The organism is Pedobacter sp. AW31-3R (genome assembly GCF_052180285.1).
In the GTDB taxonomy this organism is placed as follows: Bacteria; Bacteroidota; Bacteroidia; order Sphingobacteriales; family Sphingobacteriaceae; genus Pedobacter.
Map to the genome: position 1 here is coordinate 5,273,296 of NZ_CP197475.1, position 16,121 is coordinate 5,289,416.

Annotated in this window: 16 protein-coding genes and 1 tRNA gene; 13 read left to right on the plus strand and 4 right to left on the minus strand. The window is 41.1% G+C overall.

Going from position 1 to position 16,121, the window contains the following annotated elements; genetic code table 11:
- Window positions 1-199: 199 nt before the first annotated feature.
- The 5 genes from ACSBL2_RS21680 (at window position 200) to ACSBL2_RS21700 (ending at window position 4,004) form a co-directional block, all read left to right on the plus strand.
- Window positions 200-1,240 carry a sensor histidine kinase gene (locus tag ACSBL2_RS21680; protein ID WP_442588650.1) on the plus strand — a complete coding sequence of 347 codons (1,041 nt, stop codon included), beginning with the start codon at window positions 200-202 and terminating at the stop codon, window positions 1,238-1,240.
- A complete protein-coding gene (locus tag ACSBL2_RS21685) occupies window positions 1,221-1,985 on the plus strand; it encodes a LytR/AlgR family response regulator transcription factor (RefSeq protein WP_442588651.1) in 765 nt (254 codons plus the stop codon). The genes ACSBL2_RS21680 and ACSBL2_RS21685 overlap by 20 nt, the downstream gene beginning before the upstream one ends.
- A 159-nt stretch (window positions 1,986-2,144) precedes the next feature.
- Complete coding sequence (locus ACSBL2_RS21690) at window positions 2,145-2,753, plus strand: porin family protein (protein WP_442588652.1); 609 nt, start codon at window positions 2,145-2,147, stop codon at window positions 2,751-2,753.
- Between the two features lie 76 nt (window positions 2,754-2,829).
- Complete coding sequence (locus ACSBL2_RS21695; RefSeq protein WP_442588653.1) at window positions 2,830-3,276, plus strand: DUF2141 domain-containing protein; 447 nt, start codon at window positions 2,830-2,832, stop codon at window positions 3,274-3,276.
- A gap of 53 nt (window positions 3,277-3,329) precedes the next feature.
- On the plus strand, window positions 3,330-4,004 hold the full coding sequence (locus ACSBL2_RS21700; protein ID WP_442588654.1) for a DUF4397 domain-containing protein: 675 nt from the start codon (window positions 3,330-3,332) through the stop codon (window positions 4,002-4,004).
- 26 nt (window positions 4,005-4,030) lie between these two features.
- On the opposite strand, the gene ACSBL2_RS21705 is transcribed toward ACSBL2_RS21700, so the two are convergent.
- Window positions 4,031-4,366 carry a DUF6922 domain-containing protein gene (locus ACSBL2_RS21705; protein WP_442588655.1) on the minus strand — a complete coding sequence of 112 codons (336 nt, stop codon included), beginning with the start codon at window positions 4,364-4,366 and terminating at the stop codon, window positions 4,031-4,033.
- Between the two features lie 204 nt (window positions 4,367-4,570).
- On the opposite strand from ACSBL2_RS21705, the gene ACSBL2_RS21710 reads away from it, so the two are divergent.
- A complete protein-coding gene (locus ACSBL2_RS21710; RefSeq protein ID WP_442588656.1) occupies window positions 4,571-4,735 on the plus strand; it encodes a hypothetical protein in 165 nt (54 codons plus the stop codon).
- 171 nt (window positions 4,736-4,906) lie between these two features.
- Window positions 4,907-6,475 carry a Fic family protein gene (locus tag ACSBL2_RS21715; protein ID WP_442588657.1) on the plus strand — a complete coding sequence of 523 codons (1,569 nt, stop codon included), beginning with the start codon at window positions 4,907-4,909 and terminating at the stop codon, window positions 6,473-6,475.
- 451 nt (window positions 6,476-6,926) lie between these two features.
- On the opposite strand, the gene ACSBL2_RS21720 is transcribed toward ACSBL2_RS21715, so the two are convergent.
- The 3 genes from ACSBL2_RS21720 to ACSBL2_RS21730 form a co-directional block, all read right to left on the minus strand.
- A tRNA-Arg gene (locus ACSBL2_RS21720) sits at window positions 6,927-7,000 on the minus strand.
- A gap of 97 nt (window positions 7,001-7,097) precedes the next feature.
- The gene (locus ACSBL2_RS21725) at window positions 7,098-7,562 is read right to left on the minus strand and encodes a redoxin domain-containing protein (protein ID WP_442588658.1); all 465 of its coding nucleotides are present in this window, start codon (window positions 7,560-7,562) and stop codon (window positions 7,098-7,100) included.
- A gap of 23 nt (window positions 7,563-7,585) precedes the next feature.
- Window positions 7,586-8,497, minus strand: coding sequence for an SDR family oxidoreductase (locus ACSBL2_RS21730; RefSeq protein ID WP_442588659.1), 912 nt, complete (start codon window positions 8,495-8,497; stop codon window positions 7,586-7,588).
- Between the two features lie 150 nt (window positions 8,498-8,647).
- Between ACSBL2_RS21730 and atpD the strand changes: the two genes are divergently transcribed.
- The 6 genes from atpD (at window position 8,648) to ilvN (ending at window position 16,059) form a co-directional block, all read left to right on the plus strand.
- Entirely contained in the window at window positions 8,648-10,153 is a 1,506-nt protein-coding gene (atpD, locus tag ACSBL2_RS21735) for a F0F1 ATP synthase subunit beta (RefSeq protein ID WP_442588660.1), read from the plus strand.
- 22 nt (window positions 10,154-10,175) lie between these two features.
- The gene (gene atpC, locus ACSBL2_RS21740; protein WP_442588661.1) at window positions 10,176-10,418 is read left to right on the plus strand and encodes an ATP synthase F1 subunit epsilon; all 243 of its coding nucleotides are present in this window, start codon (window positions 10,176-10,178) and stop codon (window positions 10,416-10,418) included.
- A 590-nt stretch (window positions 10,419-11,008) separates the two neighbouring features.
- Window positions 11,009-11,899 (plus strand): branched-chain amino acid transaminase, encoded by an 891-nt coding sequence (locus tag ACSBL2_RS21745; protein ID WP_442588662.1) that lies wholly within the window; start codon window positions 11,009-11,011, stop codon window positions 11,897-11,899.
- Window positions 11,900-11,957: 58 nt separating this feature from the next.
- Window positions 11,958-13,655, plus strand: coding sequence for a dihydroxy-acid dehydratase (ilvD, locus tag ACSBL2_RS21750; RefSeq protein ID WP_442588663.1), 1,698 nt, complete (start codon window positions 11,958-11,960; stop codon window positions 13,653-13,655).
- A 34-nt stretch (window positions 13,656-13,689) separates the two neighbouring features.
- Complete coding sequence (ilvB, locus tag ACSBL2_RS21755) at window positions 13,690-15,429, plus strand: biosynthetic-type acetolactate synthase large subunit (protein WP_442588664.1); 1,740 nt, start codon at window positions 13,690-13,692, stop codon at window positions 15,427-15,429.
- A gap of 9 nt (window positions 15,430-15,438) precedes the next feature.
- Entirely contained in the window at window positions 15,439-16,059 is a 621-nt protein-coding gene (gene ilvN / locus ACSBL2_RS21760) for an acetolactate synthase small subunit (RefSeq protein WP_442588665.1), read from the plus strand.
- Window positions 16,060-16,121 lie beyond the last annotated feature (62 nt).

A 16,121-nucleotide genomic window follows, 5' to 3' on the forward strand; every position in this document is an offset into this window, starting at 1 on the left:
GTGTTATACAAAGCGCAATTTATAAATTATTTAAAAGCTTCCTACCATCCCCTGGAATAAAGATACGGTGGCCATGTCAGCAGTAGTTATATATTAAAGAAAGCAAATGGGAGCCGGATTACTATTCTTTAAATCCAATTTTGTCCGCTTTAGGTAGAAATACCTAAATCCATCTGTCTGAATAGCTAGCTTTATAGCTATGCAGGAAAAATTACCTTTAAAGCGCTTAGGCAGTTTAACATGCTTGCAGGCTGTTATCATAGGTTTTATATTTTATCTGATAGCATCCTACGCCGATAAATCTCCTGCACATATTCCACAATACACCCTTCTTACCATACTGGGAATTCTGCTGGTAGGCTTTTCTGATATTGCCTTAATGGTGATGCTGGGACAGCTATTTCCCATCAGGTCTAAAAAGTTCAAATACCTGAGACGCCTGCTGACCTATCTTTCCAGTATTGCCATATACCTGATTCTACGTCCTGTTTTTGCTTATTTTAGTCACAAAAATTGGTCATTTTGGGAAACAGGCTCTCTTTTAGCATTCATCGGATCAGGTATAGTGATCAACACCCTTATAACCTTACTGCATGACTCTGTGTTGTTATATGAGCATAAAATGAATAGTGAGCTGGAATTATCCAGGTTAAAAACCGCCAATGCGGAAGCCATGAATCTCGCTTTAAAGCAACAGATCCACCCTCATTTTCTCTTTAATGCACTCAATACACTGAAGGCCCTTTACCATAAGGATACCCATGTGGCCGATGATTACATTGTACACATGGCTAATTTTTTACGGTCTTCGATCTATCACCGAAGTTCCAATGTTTCCAGGTTGAAAGACGAAATCATATTTTCGAATGATTACCTGGAGATGCAGCGTATCAGATTTGGGAAAGCGCTCGACTGCACTATTGATTTACCAGCAGAAACCTTAGAAAAATACTTCCTGCCTTCCTTTTCATTGCAGCCATTGCTGGAAAATGCGATTAAGCACAATAACTTTACACAGGAAGCTCCGCTCAGAATCACAATAAGCCAGCGGGATGACCGCTTGCTCATCAGTAATAATATTCAGTGTAAAAAGATGAAAGTCCAGTCTACCAACTACGGCCTTGCGAACCTCGCCGAACGGTACAGGTTATGGTCTGGCGACCAGATTATCATCCTGGAAGATCAAAATATTTTTTCCGTCAGTATTAAATTATTAGAGAATGAACATAGTAATCATTGAGGATGAATCCGTTGTCGCAGAGGATCTGGAAATTAATCTTAGAAAACTGATAAACGAACCGGTAGAGATCACCCATATCACATCGGTTAAAGCTGGAAAGGCCTACTTTACTGCCAATGAAATTCCCGACCTGATCTTTAGCGACATACAGCTTGGGGATGGGCTGAGCTTTGAAATATTCCTCAGTCAGCCGATGACCAGTCCGGTAATTTTTTGTACGGCCTATGATGAATATGCAATGGACGCATTTAAGGCAAATGGCATCGACTACATCCTGAAACCATTCACCACCAAAACACTGAATCTTGCCCTGCAGAAGTATATGCACCTCAAAAAGATATTCTCGGCAGATCAGCTGCCACAGTTTGACGCTTTATTAACTATGCTCGTCAATAAGAGTTCCGGTAAAGCCTCATCAGTCCTTGTTTATCATATGGACAAGATTATCCCCGTTAATATGGACGACATCGCCATGTTCTATCTGGAACATGAAACTACCCATCTCCTCACCTTTTCAGGAAAAACATTTTATCCCAATAAGAACCTGGATGAACTGGAACGGTTGTCAGGCAGCACTTTTTTTAGGGTAAACCGCCAGAAGCTGATTTGCCGGAAGGCGATTATCGATGTATCCAGCTTTTTCTCCCGTAAGTTATCCCTCAATCTCACATTTCCTTTTGCTGAAAAGATTCTGGTGAGCAAAGTGAAAGTTCCACAGTTTTTGAAATGGCTTGCCAACGGGTAATTTGCCGCTTTATTTCCAATCGCTTTTCATTTAGTTCCACCCCAACTTTGTCCGCTTCGGTTACATTTTAAAATAATACACATCCTGCATTCCTCACCTTTGATTTAAATAAAAAGCCTGCCGTATTTAAAGCGGCATATTTAATCAAAAAAGAGAATTATGAGAAATTTAGTATTCATGTCAGTGGTATTGGTTGCCCTATCAACCAGAGGTTTCAGTCAGACCGCACCTGAGAACCAGAGCTTCGGAAAAAAATTGCTGAGTAAAATGGAATTCGGCATCACTGCGGGAGGGAGCGCCAATAATTTTACCAATGCCAATTTTGAAACAGATCCACTGCCTGGTTTCCAGGCGGGCCTTACAGTAGCCTACAAGTTTAGTCCTAATTTTATGGTGCAGGAAGAGTTTCTCTATGCCATGCAGGGCGCCAAAGTCAAAGGTGGTGTACTAGGGGAACAGGAGATTAAACTTTCTTATCTTTCTGTTCCAATTCTTCTTAAGTACAGAAGCAACTCCGGCTTTTTTATAGAAGCTGGTCCGCAGGCAGGATTTAAGATAAAGGAAGATCTTGGTGGTGTAACCGATGCCAAATTTGCTAAAAAAATTGATTTCGGAATTCTTGGAGGACTTGGTTACAGATCCAAAATAGGTTTGGGATTTAATGCAAGATACCTCTACGGACTGCAGAAAGTCCAGGAAGTTCCGTCAGCAGCACTGGGAGATTTCACCAATAACAGTATACAAGCCAGTATTTTTTATACTTTTTAAAGTATCCATTGCTGATGGAACCTGACCATGCGTCAAGATTCATCTCCTCCGTACAGTTATATTTAAGTTTATACAGATGAAAAACACACTTGAACTATTCACCCTACTTTTAACCGGGATACTGATGGTATTACTCAGTTCTTACGTACCATTTCAACAGAAAACAGCTATTAAAATCACCGGGATCAGATCAGCCAAAGGAAAAATTATCATTCAGGTTTTCAAAGACGATTTGAGTTATCAGGACCAAAAACCTTTCAAAAAGATCAGTTTCGACAAAAAAGAACTGTCTGCTGGAACCCTGAATTTGCAGCTCGCGCTTGAGCCAGGAACCTACGGATTCACTTTAGTGGATGACGAAAATGGGAATGGTGATATCGACAAGAATTTTATAGGAATGCCAAAAGAAGGCTTCGGATTTTCAAATTACTTCATGCAGAAGATGAAGAAACCCAGGTTCGAGGACTTTAAGACGGACATTCGCGTGCATTCCGGCATCATCATTAAAGTAAAATATATCTAGTCAGACACCACATGCTGATTGAATCAGACATTCAACACCTCATTAACATGAAAATGAAATCAATTCAAAAACAATTATTTACTGGCCTCGCTCTGGCACTGACGCTGCTTTCCTCTGCCTGTAAGAAAAATGACATCGATAATTCCGGACAGTTCCTCCTTAAGGTGGTAAATGCATCACCAACGGCAGGTCCGCAAACTTTTACGCTGGCAGGAACAATACTGGTTAACACTGGTTTGGATTATAAAGAATCATCAAACTATATCAGCAGTCCTTCCGGAACGAGACTGGTAGCTGAATACAAGAATCAGGGAACAAATAGTGTGTTCGCATCAGGCGAAATCTGGACGGCGAACAATATCAGCCAAACCGTATATCTGGCAGGTCAGGGTTCCAAAGCGAGGGTTAAAGTTTTCACTGATGATCTTGCTACCCCTAATAATGGGCAGGTAAAAATCAAGTTTATTGACTTCAGCGACAATGGCCCTTCCCTGGTGAAGATCAGGAATGGCTCCGGCGATGAGCTGGTAGGCAGTTTGCCGAGAAATGAAGACAGTGGGTATAAATACATTTCGCCAGGACTTCTTACGGTACAGATCAGCGGTATAACAGGCAATAGTAGTGTGACGCTGAGTGTCCCTGATTTACAGGCAGGAAAAATTTATACCATTTATTTTACTGATGCTGCAGATGGCAGTATGGTTGCCAATACCGTACTCCACAATTAAATGCTATCAGATGGGATCGGATCATTTCAGTGGTCTACTATTGTTGCCAAGTAATTTTGTCTGTTTTTTCTGTCTAATCGTGTCAAAACATTAATCATACTATTTGGCATGCGGCATAAGCGGTATCCAGAATCTATTAAAAATAAGGTTGAACCTGGAATGGAATTGTGCTCAGCCCAGGATTCCACTGGATACCGCTGTACCGTGAATGTAATAGGCTTATATTGTTTCTCCCAATCTAATTTACTCTTATCTGTATCCCAAAAAAGAGCTTTACGGAAAAGACTCAAATCGGGATGAAGCTCAATTCTTTCTTTAAGTTTTTCTTCCTTAATTGCAGAATAAGCTTGAAGAAGATACATAGCTCCTTCTTCTAAGCCGAGTGCACGATCTATTTTGAAACACAATTCTAGTGTTCAAATATCAAATTGGGCATTGCTCTATCTGACAATTCGCACGAATATCCTAAAATTTAAAAATGGATCCATTGAAGTGAGCAATGCTTTTGCAGGGAATAATAAAAAAACAACATGAATAGCAGATGAACATACAGCGTAAAATAAAAAATGGATGATAAACAAATTATAATCATAGCTTTGCCAGAAACAATAGAAATAGCACAACAACAAACAAGAGAAACAACACAACAAAAAGAAATAAAAGTAACACAACAACAAACAATAGAAATAGCACAAGAGCGAAGCATAGAAATAATGCAACAAATAGAATAGAAAGAGTATAATAACAAGACAGTAGAACAAACACAACGAAAGAAACAGAAGAATTAACGACCCAAGTACTAACATCAGATACTGGAAAACCCGAAACTAAACTTGAAGAGATACAAGAGAACATTAGTACAAGGAAATAACAGAATCAACAATCATAAAAGTTAACAAACCATGGCCACACCAAAGGAGAAATTTGCAGAAGCATTAGTTACATTAAAGGAACTTCAGGAAAATGGGTCAGCAGGAATTCATACTGATGAATTTCCGAGCCGTTCCCAGCGGGAGATCCTGTTGAACAATGGCTTTATAAAAGAAGTTTCCAAAGGATGGTATATTTCATCCAACCCTTCAGAAGCACCGGGTGACACCACATCATGGTATAGTTGTTATTGGGATTTCTGCGCAAAATTTATACGGCACAAGTATGAAGAGAATTGGTGTCTCTCTGCTGACCAGTCACTGATGATACATGCTGGCAATTGGACTGTTCCGGTACAACTGCATTTGCGTTCTCCAAAAGCTAATAACAGCCCCATTTCCTTACCACATCATACCTCGTTATTTAATTATCGTGCCGAGCTTCCCGCTGATGGATTGATGACTACCGTTAACAACATACGGATCTACACCCTGCAGGCGGCGCTGATCTACATCAGCGAAGGGATATACCGTGACAGGCCTTTGGATTGCCGGGTTGCTTTGGCCAGTATCAGTGATGCCTCGGAACTGCTGCCTGTTTTGCTTGACAATGGACACTCCACAATCAGTGGCAGACTGGCTGGTGCATTCCGAAACATTGGACGAGACAGAATTGCCGACCAGATCCTTGACACCATGAAACAGGCTGGATACGACACCAGGGAAAATGACCCCTTTCAGGAAAAACTACAACTGTCAATCAGCCCGCGTGAGCGCTCTCCCTTTGTCAATCGCATCCGGATGATGTGGCAACAAATGAGCGAAATCATTGTAAAAGATTTTCCGGCAGCGCCTGGTATACCAACTGATCAGCAGGCTTATATCAAAATAGTGGATGAGGTATACCTTACCGATGCCTACCATTCACTTTCCATCGAACGCTATAAGGTCACACCGGAACTCATTGCTAAAGTAAGTAGTGGAGAATGGGATAAAGACAGTTCCCGGGAGGACCGCAAACAGAAAGACGCCATGGCAGCCAGAGGCTATTTCCAAGCTTTTCAGGAAGTAAAAAAAACCTTGGAAAAAATCCTGCAGGGGGAGAACCCGGGAGGACAGGTAGACAAGGATCATCAAAAATGGTACAGGGAACTATTCGACCCGAGCGTTCAGGCAGGCATACTTAAAGCATCCGAACTCGCCGGTTATCGCAGTCATCAGGTATACATCAGTTCATCCAAGCACGTACCGCTAAGCGTAGAAGCCATGCGTGAGGCCATACCTGAACTATTTGAGTTATTGCAAACAGAACAACATCCTGCAGTAAGGGCAGTACTGGGGCATTACATTTTTGTTTTCATACATCCCTATATGGATGGCAACGGCAGAATGGGCAGATTCTTATTGAATACAATGCTTGCATCAGGAGGCTATCCATGGACAGTAATACCGGTAGAGAAAAGAGATGAGTATATGAAGTCTCTGGAAATCGCAAGCGTGACAGGTGACATCAGTGCCTTCTCCAAATTTATCGCCTATCTGGTTGGGGAAAACATGAAAGGAAATCCAGTCGCACATTTGCCGGGAGATAAACAAGCATAAAACTAATAACACGAAGACCATATGGACAACTGAAGAATTTTATTTATTTGCCGACTGTGCAAAAGATAAATTTTAAAAACCTACATCACGCGGCATACCACAACTACAGCAAAATGTACCATCTGTGGAATAAAAAAACTGTAGCGGAGGTGAGAAGATCAGGATCTATCTCAGTTCAGTCGATTTTTGATCCGGTATCATTGGTCTTAGCCTTTTTGCAATAGCCACTGGGGAAGCACTTGAAATCATGGACAGGCATCTAGATATGTCGGCAAATCTGAAGGAGATTTATCAAAAATTTAATACGCTCGAAAAAAGGGAATTTATAGACCTGGTGTTAGATTTTTTACCAGTGCTACGCATCTTTTGAATTTGATCCTCATAACCCGGACGCCATGATTCACCAAAAGATATAAAATAAAAGAGCCTTAGATTTCTCTAAGGCTCTCTGTGCACTTGTAGGGATTCGAACCCCAAACCTTCTCATCCGTAGTGAGATGCTCTATCCAATTGAGCTACAAATGCATTTCCCTTCGTTTCGGGATTGCAAAGGTAACACTCGAAATTGAATTTCAAAACTTTTTTGAACATTTTTTTCAAGCGTTACCTCTCCATGGAACAATTATCCTTCAATTACTTTTTTAATTGCATCAAAATCAGGAAGATCGCCTGCTGACTCTAAAACTTCAGCATAAATAATTTTTCCTTCTTCATCGATCACAAATGCCGATCTTTTGGATACGCCTTTCAAATTGAAGGCAAATTCTTCATAAAAAGCACCGTAAGCCTGTGATGTTTCTTTATTAAAATCTGATAACAGCGGGAACTGATAAAACTGTTCCTCCTTAAATTTTGCCAGTGTAAATGGGGAATCCACAGAAATACCCAATACTGCAGCATCCATTCCTTCATAAAAGCCAAAGCTGTCTCTCATTGTGCACAACTGCGTTGTACATACACCGGTAAATGCCATAGGGAAAAACTGAAGGACTACTTTCTTTCCTTTAAAATCTCCAAGAGACACTTCCTTTAGTTCTGAACTGAATAATTTAAAATCTGGGGCCTGATCGCCTGCTTTTAGTGCCATACGTATATTGTAAAATTTGTTGTTTATGAATTCAGTTCTTTAAGCTGACGGTCAACCACTGCCAGCCCTTCCTCAAAACTATGAGGATTATAGCCAAGTTCTGTCATGGCTTTGTTTAAAATAAATCCGGTACGCACCGGACGTTTGGCTGCCTGGCTCAATGAAGCTGAACTGATTTCCGTGATAGGCGATTTATCCAGTCCCCAGAAATCGGCCACCCTGTAAACCAATTCCACAATACTCATCATATCCTTACCGGAAACATTATAAATGCCCCGGGCATCCTTTTCTACGGCGAGCAGACAGCAGTCTGCGAGATCTTCCGCAAGTGTAGGCATCCTCCATTGATCGTTCACCACATTAATCGCGGTTCCCTTCTCCAGCGCATTCTTTGCCCAAAGCACAATATTACTCCTGCTAAGGTCATTCACAATACCATACACTATAATAGTGCGAATAATTACCCAATTACAACTAGAATTTTGCAACACCTTTTCAGCTTCCAGCTTGGTCTGCCCATAATAACTCAGCGGATTAGGGATCGCATCTTCTGCATACGGACCGCTTGCACCATCAAATACAAAATCAGTAGAAAGGTGAATCAATTGTATCTGATAATGTTCACATATCGAAGCCAGGTCTTTTACCGCCCCCACATTAAGCTGGTAAGCCAGTTCCTTTTCCGTTTCACAGGGATCTACGTTCGTCATTGCTGCCGTATGAATAATTGCATCCGGCCGGTATTGTGCAATCACCTGTTCCATATTCTCCTTATCGAGAATATCCATTTCTGCATATTTATACCCCTCTTTCACAGGAAAACGGTTCTTTCCCTTAGAAGTTGCAACCAAATGGAACTGCTTGTGGGACAACAATTGGGCGGTGATTTTTTGCCCTAAAAGGCCATTACTGCCCGTAACCAATATAGTTTTCATACCTGCTAAATTATCGATTAAAAAACTGTGGAAAAACTTTTTATTTATATACTAAAATTATATTGAAAAATCATAGCTTTGCGAACCGAATTGCCTGCCTAGGGAAGGTAGTTAGCAATTTGAGATTTATAATTTTACCAAAAACAATATATGCCTAACATTGGAAAAATAGCGCAGATTATAGGACCGGTAGTTGACGTGAGTTTTGCGGACGATGCTCATTTACCCCAAATTTTCTCTGCCTTAGAGATTGAAAAAGAAAACGGACAGAAGATCGTTTTAGAAGTTCAACAACATCTTGGTGAAGACCGCGTTCGTGCGATTGCGATGGACTCAACAGATGGTTTGGTGCGTGGTATGAGTGTTACTGACACTGGTTCGCCTATTAAAATGCCTATTGGTGACCAAATCAAAGGTCGGTTATTTAATGTTGTGGGTGAAGCTATCGACGGTATCAACAAAGTTGATAAGACAAATGGTAAATCTATTCACAATGCACCTCCTCGTTTTGATGAACTATCTACAGAATCTGAAGTACTTTACACAGGTATCAAAGTAATTGACTTATTGGAGCCTTACGTTAAAGGTGGTAAAATTGGTCTTTTCGGTGGTGCTGGTGTAGGTAAAACAGTATTGATCATGGAATTGGTAAACAATATTGCGAAAGCATATGATGGTTTATCTGTATTCGCAGGTGTTGGTGAGCGTACACGTGAAGGTAATGACCTTTTACGTGAGTTTATCGAATCTGGTGTAATTAACTATGGTGAGGACTTCCTTCATTCCATGGAAAAAGGTGGATGGGACTTAAGCAAAGTTGACACTGAAAAATTATTAGAATCTAAAGCAACACTGGTATTCGGTCAGATGAACGAGCCTCCTGGAGCACGTGCACGTGTTGCCTTATCAGGATTAACGGTTGCTGAATATTTCCGTGACGGTGATGGTGAAGGCGCTGGAAAAGATATCCTTTTCTTCGTGGATAACATCTTCCGTTTTACTCAGGCAGGATCTGAAGTATCAGGATTATTAGGTCGTATGCCTTCTGCGGTAGGTTACCAACCAACTCTTGCTACTGAAATGGGTTTAATGCAGGAACGTATTACTTCAACTAAACGTGGTTCAATTACCTCTGTTCAGGCTGTATATGTACCTGCGGATGATTTAAGTGACCCGGCTCCGGCTACAACATTTGCCCACCTTGATGCAACGACTTCATTGTCACGTAAAATTGCTGAGTTAGGTATTTATCCTGCAGTAGATCCATTAGAGTCTACTTCACGTATCCTTTCTCCTGCGATCTTGGGTGATGAACACTATAATACTGCACAACGTGTAAAAGAAATCCTTCAACGTTACAAAGAATTACAGGATATCATTGCAATTCTTGGTATGGATGAGCTTTCTGAAGAAGATAAACTTGTTGTACACCGTGCAAGACGTGTTCAACGTTTCTTATCACAGCCATTCCACGTTGCTGAGCAATTTACAGGATTAAAAGGTGTATTGGTTGACATCAAAGAAACTATCAAAGCATTTAACATGATTATGGATGGTGAAGTTGATGAATACCCTGAAGCTGCATTTAACCTGGTTGGTAACATCGAAGATGCAATTGAAAAAGGTAAGAAATTAATGGCTGAAGCTAACGCTTAATTACAGCTTAGATACTCAAGATATGACATTAGAAATATTAACACCAGATAAAAAAATCTTCGAGGGCGAAGTAACAGCAGTTACGGTACCTGGTACAATGGGATCTTTCCAGATTTTACATGACCATGCTCCGATTATTTCAACGCTGGAAGATGGACCCGTAATTATTAAAACAAAAGCTAAAGATGAAACCTTTAATATCAAAGGTGGTGTTGTCGAAGTTTTAAAAAATAAGATTATTGTTTTAGCTGAAGGTGTAGCCTAATATTTAATCATACGATCAAAAAGCCCTTTGGAGATTCTTCAAAGGGCTTTTTTTGTAGCTGTTCCTATAGGTACCAGAACACAGATTTTACTGGAAACCTTTGCCAATAGCTCCCCGGTATCCAGCACCGCTCCACCGAAAATAATTTTAAGTTTTATGTCGATTTTAAGCATTTCACGCAGAATTCGCCACTCATTACAATGCTAGCATAATATCTATACCGAATACCAATATCATATTCGGTATACACACATAAGACTTATGTGTCAATAAAGACACATTAAACAGAATATAATTCCGAAATTAAACAGCAATAAAGTTTTATATTTTTTTTCAATTATTTTCACCCCGCTATTGATAGTATAGATAACAACAACTAAATTGGTTTTATATAAAGGAAGTAAAAAACATAAGAAAATGTATAGTTTATTCACCGCCAAAATTAACGTCATTATCAACCTAATTGTTCTGCTGATTCTTCAGGAGAAAACGGCGCTGTGAATGAGTTTTTAAACAATAAAATATCAGAAAGCGCCTCCAAAAGAGGCGCTTTTTTTAATGAAGTTCAACAAATACTGAAACCAGATAAAATGCAATACTACGATTCAAACACAGTCCTGTACTTAAACGGAAAGTTTATTAAAGCAGCTGAAGCTAAAACAGATCTGTATGGTCAGTCTCTGCATTATGGATATGCAGTATTTGAAGGCATACGGGCTTACAACACGCACAATGGAACAAGGATATTCAAAGCCAGGGAACATTATGAACGCTTAAAACGTTCAGCAGAACTGATGCATATCCCCTTCCCTTATGATATCGAAGAGCTGATTAAACAAACGTATAAGTTGTTAAAGAAAAACAACCTTAAAGATGCCTATGTACGCCCCTTAATTTATTGTGCACCAAACATGTCACTGGTTCCGGCAACGGAAGCATCCATTTTAATTTGTGCATGGGAATGGGGAGCATACCTCGGAAGTAGTTTACAAAAAGTATGTATCTCCAGCTATCAGCGTCCTAATCCAAAATCAACCCATGTGGAAGCGAAAGCAAGTGGCCACTATGTAAATTCAATCCTGGCCACTACAGAAGCAAAAATCAAAGGTTTTGATGAAGCAATATTATTGGATATGAATAATAATATTGCAGAAGCTTCCGGTGCAAATGTATTTATAGAAAAAAAAGGTAAATTATATACACCTCCGCTAGGTAATATCTTACCAGGAATTACCAGAGCCACCGTTATTCAGTTGTGTAAAACACTTGATATTGAGTGTATAGAGAAACATCTTTCTACAGATGACCTGAGAAATGCAGACAGTGCCTTTTTATGTGGCACCGCAGCAGAGATCGCAGGTATCTCAACAGTTGATGAGGTGACCCTCCCAACAGCCTGGACGGAAAGTCTTGGTGCCACATTACAACGTACATATAAAGCGTTGGTGTTGGAAAAACAGAACTACGAAGTCATTATCTAAACAAGAAACCAATAGTTAAAAAGAACTATCTAAATAAAATTATTAAGCGTAAAAAAAAATGTCAGAATCACCAGAACTAAACCGTTATAGTAAAACATTTACACAAGACCCTACTCAACCAGGCGCACAAGCGATGTTGTATGGAATTGGCCTGACCACAGAAGACATGAGTAAAGCACAGGTCGGTATTGCCAGCATGGGATACGATGGAAATACCTGCAACATGCACTTAAACGGACTGGCTCAGATTGTCAAAGACGGCGTGTGGAAAAATGATATGGTAGGTTTGACTTTTGGTACCATCGGTGTGAGTGATGGAATGTCGAATGGTACTGACGGTATGCGTTATTCCCTGGTATCAAGGGATGTGATTGCCGACTCTATCGAAACGATTTGTGGTGGACAATACTACGATGGCCTGATTACCATACCTGGCTGTGATAAAAATATGCCAGGTTCAATTATGGCGATGGGACGTCTGAACAGACCATCAATCATGGTGTATGGAGGAAGTATCCACTCTGGAAAATATAAGGGAAAAGCACTGAATATCGTGTCCTCTTTTGAAGCATTGGGACAAAAATTAGCAGGAAACTTATCGGAAGAAGATTATCAGGGTATTATCCGCCACACTTGTCCGGGAGCCGGTGCCTGTGGAGGGATGTATACTGCAAATACAATGGCTTCTGCCATCGAAGCTTTAGGAATGAGTTTACCTTACAGCTCTTCACACCCTGCAGTGAGTGAGGAGAAAAAACAGGAATGCCTGGATGCCGGTAAAGCTATCCGCGTTTTATTAGAAAAAAATATCCTTCCTTCAGATATCATGACGGAGAAAGCATTTCACAATGCGATTGTTACCGTTATGGTATTGGGTGGATCTACAAATGCAGTCTTGCACCTTATTGCCATGGCAAAGTCTGTGGGACTGAATCTGGATCTTCAGGATTTCCAGCATATCAGTGACAATACCCCTGTTTTGGGAGATTTGAAACCAAGTGGACAGTATTTAATGGAAGACCTTCATGAAATTGGCGGTATCCCTGCGGTATTGAAATACCTGTTGAAAGTAGGTCTTTTACATGGGGACTGCTTAACGGTGACCAGCAAAACACTTGCTGAGAATGTTGCTGATGCTGCTGACCTTGATTTTGAAACCCAGAAAATTATCTTCCCTATTGAACAGGCACTGAAGCAAACAGGTCACCTGCAAATGTTGTACGGTAACCTTGCTGAAAAAGGTTCTGTTGCTAAGATCAGTGGTAAAGAAGGAGAGAGATTTGAAGGCCCTGCGCGTGTTTTCCAGGGGGAACAATCCTTAATCGCAGGAATACAAAGCGGAAAAGTGAGTCCCGGAGATGTGGTAGTGATTGTTCAGGTAGGCCCTAAAGGCGCACCGGGAATGCCCGAAATGTTAAAACCTACCTCAGCAATTATTGGCGCTGGTTTGGGTAAATCTGTTGCACTGATTACCGACGGGCGTTTCTCTGGTGGTACACACGGTTTCGTAGTGGGACACATTACACCGGAAGCCTGGGAAGGTGGAACAATTGGTCTGGTACAGGATGATGATATCATCACTATCGATGCGGTTAACAATACTTTGCATTTAAATATTTCAGATGAGGAACTGGCGAAAAGAAAAGCGGAATGGAAACAGCTTCCACCACCCGTCAAAAGCGGCGTACTATACAAATACCTTAAACAAGTAAGTAATGCCAGTGAAGGCTGCGTAACAGATGCCTACACTGATTAATTAACCAGGATCTCTACATTAAAAAACTAAAAAAATGGAAATAGCACAAGAGGAAGCAACCGCCCCATCGACACCAAAGAAAACCACTACGGTTACGGGTTCAGTTGCGCTATTGGAAGGATTAATCGCCGAAGGCACGGAAACCATTTTCGGTTATCCGGGTGGCGCTATCATGCCAATATATGATGCAATTTATGATTACAAGGAAAAGTTAAACCATATCCTGGTGAGACACGAGCAGGCCGCAACACATGCAGCACAGGGATTTGCACGTACCTCAGGAAAAGTGGGTGTCGTATTCGCGACTAGCGGACCGGGTGCAACAAACCTGGTGACAGGTTTGGCAGATGCCCAGATTGACAGTACCCCTATGGTTTGTATCACCGGTCAGGTGTTTGCACACCTGCTGGGAACCGATGCTTTCCAGGAAACAGATGTGATTAACATTACCACTCCTGTAACTAAATGGAATTACCAGGTAACGGATGCAAATGAAATTCCGGCTGTGTTGGCCAAAGCTTTTTATATTGCACGCAGTGGAAGACCAGGCCCTGTACTGATTGACATTACTAAAAATGCACAAATACAGCTGTTTGACTATGAAGGATATACCCCATGCAATCATATCCGCAGCTACCGCCCCAAACCCATCATCAGGAATGAATATATCAATCAGGCCGCAGCTTTAATCAACAGTGCGAAAAAACCATTTATCCTGTTCGGACAGGGTGTTTTACTGGGGAATGCTGAGGCAGAATTCCAGGCTTTTGTAGAAAAAAGTGGTATTCCGGCAGCATGGACCATCCTCGGTGCAGGTGCGATTCCTTCAGATCACCCTTTAAATGTTGGGATGTTAGGAATGCATGGTAACTATGGCCCGAATGTACAGACCAATCAGTGCGACGTATTAATTGCTATAGGAATGCGCTTCGATGACAGGGTGACCGGCCGTTTGGACAAGTATGCGAAACAGGCAAAAGTGGTGCACCTGGATATAGATCCTGCAGAGATAGATAAAAATGTGAAGGCAGATGTTCCTGTATGGGGAGACTGTAAAGCGACTTTACCTTTACTGACCAGCCTGATTGAAGAAAAAAGCCATGAAGAATGGCACAATGAATTTAAAGCTTTCGATAAAATTGAACAGGAAGAACTGATCCAGAAAGAGCTGAATCCGGAAAGCGGAGAGCTGACCATGGGTGAAGTGATCAATCAGCTGAACATTTTGACGAATGGAAACGCAGTGATCGTAAGTGATGTGGGCCAGCACCAGATGGTAGCCTGCAGGTACGGAAAATTGAATACCACACGCCTTAGTGTAACCAGCGGTGGTTTAGGTACCATGGGCTTTGGCCTTCCTGCTGCTATAGGTGCTAAATTTGGGACACCCGACCGTACAGTGGTTGCAGTGATCGGTGATGGCGGATTCCAAATGACACTACAGGAACTGGGTACCATTATGCAGTTTGATGTAGACGTTAAAATCCTGATCCTGAATAACCAGTTCTTAGGTATGGTACGCCAGTGGCAGCAGCTGTTCAATGACAAACGTTATTCCTTCGTGAACATCACCAGTCCTGATTTTGTGAAACTGGCATCAGCGTACGACATTCCCGGAAAAAAAGTAACGGAGCGTGAAGACCTGAAAGGAGCATTGGAAGAAATGCTGAATTCCAAAGGGTCCTACCTGATGGAAGTAATGGTAACTAAAGAACATAATGTATTCCCTATGGTTCCTCAGGGCTGTAGTGTAAGTGAAATCAGACTAAAATAATTAATGATCATGAGCAATTCCCAGGATATAGAGTTAGCGAATGCTAAACAGGAATTTACTTTCACGGTATATACAGAAAACCAGATCGGTATACTGAACCGTATTGCAATTATATTTTCGAGAAGAAAGATCAATATCGAAAGCCTTAACGTGTCTCCTTCTGAAATTGAACACATCCACCGTTTCAATATCCTGATTACCGAAACCGAAGAGGTAGTCAGTAAATTGGCCAGACAAATTGAGAAACAGGTAGAAGTCCTGAAAGTATATTATAATACAAATGAGGATATCATCTGGCAGGAAATGGCCTTGTACAAAGTGCCGACAGACACTATCGCAGAGAAAGTATCTGTAGAAAGATTATTGCGTGAATTTGGCGCAAGAGTAGTGGTGATCCGTAAAGATTATACCGTGTTCGAAACCACAGGTCACCGCCAGGAAACAGATAAACTGATCGAAGTATTGCAGCCTTACGGCCTGATCGAATTTGTACGCAGTGCGAGAGTAGCGATCATTAAAGACAGCGAAGGATTTAACAGCAAACTGAGAGAGTTTGAAAGACTGGAACCAGGACAGGAAGTAATTGAAAACGAATTCCTTGATAAGGAAAAGAATGTTTTCACCATGTAGTCCATAAGCCATAAAAAATCAACATTAATAAATAATAAAACGAACCTTAATAATCAAAAAAC